This is a genomic window from Psychromonas sp. (assembly GCF_983033635.1).
In genome coordinates, this window is sequence record NZ_CEZLMY010000087.1 from 1 (window position 1) to 3841 (window position 3841).

General features: G+C 42.2%; 3 protein-coding genes. 2 read left to right on the forward strand and 1 reads right to left on the reverse strand.

The features are described 5' to 3' along the window. Nucleotides 1–25: 25 nt before the first annotated feature. Both rph and pyrE read left to right on the forward strand, forming a co-directional pair. Complete coding sequence (rph, locus tag AC4GME_RS11815; RefSeq protein ID WP_490376256.1) at nucleotides 26–745, forward strand: ribonuclease PH; 720 nt, start codon at nucleotides 26–28, stop codon at nucleotides 743–745. A 3-nt stretch (nucleotides 746–748) separates the two neighbouring features. Further along, nucleotides 749–1390, forward strand: coding sequence for an orotate phosphoribosyltransferase (gene pyrE, locus AC4GME_RS11820; RefSeq protein WP_490376255.1), 642 nt, complete (start codon nucleotides 749–751; stop codon nucleotides 1388–1390). A 309-nt stretch (nucleotides 1391–1699) separates the two neighbouring features. Here pyrE and AC4GME_RS11825 read toward each other — a convergent pair. Next, nucleotides 1700–3841, reverse strand: a 2142-nt coding sequence (locus AC4GME_RS11825) for an efflux RND transporter permease subunit (protein WP_490379437.1), incomplete at its 5' end; no start/stop codon positions are given.

Sequence of the window (3841 nt, forward strand, 5' to 3'; positions counted from 1 at the left end):
ATTTTTTTAGAAGGCTTTTTAACTTATGCGTCCTAGTAATCGAACTCCAGAACAAAATCGCGACATCAAAATTACTCGTAATTACACTGACTATGCAGAAGGTTCTGTATTAATTGAAGTGGGTAATACCAAAGTACTTTGTAACGCATCAGTTTCAGATTCAGTGCCACGTTTTTTAAAAGGCAAAGGCAAAGGTTGGGTAACGGCTGAATACGCAATGCTTCCTCGTGCAACACATACTCGTAATATGCGTGAAGCCGCAAAAGGCAAACAGGGTGGCCGTACATTAGAAATTCAACGTTTAATCGCGCGCTCACTACGTGCAGCAGTTGATTTACAAGCACTAGGCGAAAACATGATCACGGTTGACTGTGATGTGATTCAAGCCGATGGCGGTACACGTACAGCCTCTATCACAGGTGCTTGTGTCGCACTGGTTGATGCACTTAACTGGATGGTTAAAGAAGGTAAATTGAAGAAAAGCCCGCTTAAGCAGATGATTGCAGCTGTTTCTGTTGGTGTCTACAAAGGTACGCCAGTGTGCGATTTGGATTACGATGAAGATTCAAATGCTGAAACGGATATGAATGTTGTGATGACAGAAACTGGCGGTATGATTGAGATTCAAGGCACTGCTGAAGAGGGTGCATTTAGCCATCAAGAGTTGTTAGCTATGTTAAGCCTGGCGGATGGCGGGATTAGCAAGTTTATCCTTGAGCAGAAAAAAGCATTAAACGCGGAGTAATAAATGAAAGATTACCAGAAAGAGTTTATTGAATTTGCTATCGAGAAAGAGGTCTTGAAATTCGGTGAGTTCACATTAAAATCAGGCCGAATCAGCCCCTATTTTTTTAATGCCGGCCTCTTTAATACTGGACGTGATTTAGCACGTTTAGGACGTTTTTATGCGGCTGCATTAATGGATTCTGCTATCGATTACGATCTGTTATTTGGCCCTGCATATAAAGGTATTCCAATTGCAACGACTACAGCTGTTGCTTTATCTGATGGTTATGATTTAGATCTGCCTTACTGCTTTAACCGTAAAGAAGCCAAAACACACGGTGAAGGTGGCAGTTTGGTTGGCTCGGAATTAACAGGTAAAGTGATGCTGGTTGATGATGTGATCACTGCCGGTACTGCGATTCGTGAGTCTATGGATATTATCCAGGCGCATAACGCAGAGCTTGCGGGTGTATTAATTGCCTTAGATCGCCAGGAGAAAGGTAAAGCTGAGCTTTCAGCCATTCAGGAAGTTGAGCGGGATTACGGTGCAAAAGTTATTTCTATTGTGCAGCTAAGTGATCTGATTACTTACTTAGAAGCAAAACCAGAAATGCAAAAGCATCTTGACAGTGTAAAAGCCTACCGCGAGCAGTACGGTATTTAATTCGTTGCTATGAATAAATAATGAAAAGCCACTATTTAGTGGCTTTTTTGCTTTATAAATATAGTGCTTATTTAATTACAAATAGGTTCTCTTAGTTTTCTATACACCTAATAGATTCTCACCCCTTATAATGTCACCTTATCTTGATAAGCCTCAATCAGCTGATTGCCAGAAAATAGAGAAAGCCTAATAATGGCAGAAGTATGAGACCGAATTATTTACAACGGATGATCAATTTACGATAAAAAAGGCCTTAACGCAGAACGATAAGGCCTTTTTATTTGGTTTTTATTTGGTTTTTATTGCTGGTTAATCTAGTTGTTCAATTTTTTCATGTACCTTGTGCTTTAAGGTTTCGTCAAACTCTTCACTTGCTTTGTGAGAGCTTGCAATAAACGAATAGATAACTGGCAGAATCAGCAAGGTAAACAGCGTACCAATTGATAAGCCTGCTACGATTACGATACCAATACCAAAACGGCTTACCGCACCCGCACCTGTTGCAAATAATAGTGGAATCAAACCGGCTACCATCGCCGCTGTGGTCATTAATATTGGGCGTAAACGTACAGTTGCCGCTTTTTTAACTGCATCGATACGACCTAGACCGTGATGTAACTGCTCCTCTTTTGCTACTTCTGCAATCAAAATACCGTGTTTAGTGATTAAACCAACCAGGGTTATCAGACCAACTTGAGTATAGATATTCATGGTTGCAGCACCCCAGGCAAGTGCAACTAGCGCACCACTGATGGCCAGCGGTACTGTCATCAAGATAACCAATGGATCGCGAATACTTTCAAACTGACTGGCAAGTACCAGGAAGATAATTAAAATTGCCAGCAGGAAGGTCATATATAATGCTCCACCTTCAGATACAAACTGACGCGCTTCACCCAGGTAATCATGGCGATAACCTTGTGGTAATTTCGTCGTTGAAAGCTCTTCAAAGAAGTTAATTGCATCACCCATTGCAAAACCAGGGGCTAATACCGCGCCAATTGTTGCACTGTTTAGCTGGTTAAAGTGCGGTAGCGAGCGGGGCTCTGCAACCACATCAATGGTTATTAAGTTACTAAGCGGTAACATATCGCCATTTTTAGCTTTTACAAAAAAGTTGCCTAGTTTATCTGGCGATAAACGATACTTGCGTTCAACTTGTGCAATTACTTCGTAACTACGGCCATCAAGATCGATACGGTTCAGGTAACCATCACTGAGTAGTGTTCCTAGTGTAATGCCGATATCCTGCATGGTTACGCCATATGCACCTGCTTTATCGCGATCAATTTTGATCTTCATCGTGGCAGAATCAAAAGCCAAATCCAGCTCTGAATAGACAAAGTTAGGGTTTGCTTGTGTCGCTGCTAATACATCTGAGGCGATACTTACTAAGCTTTCAAATGGATTGGAGGTGGTGATCACAAACTGCACCGGTAAACCACCTGATGAACCCGGTAATTCTGGCATTTGGAAAGCGGTGGTGGCGACCGATGCTACGCTATTAAAGGTAGGCTGCAAGGCTGTGGCAAGCTCTTTCGGGTTCTTCTCTCGTTGGCTCCAAGGTTTCATAATGGCAATACCAAATGCTTGGTTGGCATTGGGCACGCCGGAAATGCCTAGTGTGCTTTGTACTTCAGGCTGTTTGGATAGCTCTGCCGTTATCACGCGCATACTGTTTTCAATGTAGTCAAGGTTGGCATTTGCAGGTGCTTTTGACATCATCATTAATGCGCCTTTATCCTCTTTAGGCGCCAGCTCAGCGGGGATAAATTTAAACAGGAAAGGTAAGGAGATAAACACCAGAAGAGCAAAAAAGATCACCGCAGGGCGACGTGTCATTAACTTATCGAGCAAACGAGAATAACGCTCAGTTAATCCTGACAGTACAGCTTCAACAGTACGTTCAAAACGATTTGGTTGATGATTGCTTTTAAGCATTTTACTACACATCATAGGTGACAACGTTAATGCCACAATACCGGATACAAATACAGAGCCAGCCAGTGTTAATGCAAACTCAGTAAACAGTGATCCTGTAATTCCGCCCATCAAAGCGATCGGTGCATAAACAGCAGCTAAGGTGATGGTCATCGAGATAACGGGCACCGCAATTTCACGTGTACCAATAATAGCCGCGCGGAAAGGATCTTCGCCCGCTTTAATATGACGGTCGATATTTTCCACAACAACGATCGCGTCATCTACCACTAAGCCGATTGCCAGAACCATAGCTAACAGAGTCATTAGGTTGATGGTAAAGCCAAACATCTGCATCACCACAAGCACACCAATTAGTGACAATGGAATAGTAATAATCGGAATAATAACCGCGCGCCATGAACCTAAAAACAGGATCATTACAATTAAAACAATTAAACCTGCTTCGACAATGGTTTTTACCACTTCAGAAATTGATTCTTCAATGGCAATGGTTGAATCATATAAAAC

Excerpts from the sequence above, each read along its gene's own strand:
- rph (WP_490376256.1), top strand. The coding sequence starts at position 26 with ATGCGTCCTAGTAATCGAACTCCAGAACAAAATCGCGACATCAAAATT.
- pyrE (WP_490376255.1), top strand. The coding sequence starts at position 749 with ATGAAAGATTACCAGAAAGAGTTTATTGAATTTGCTATCGAGAAAGAG.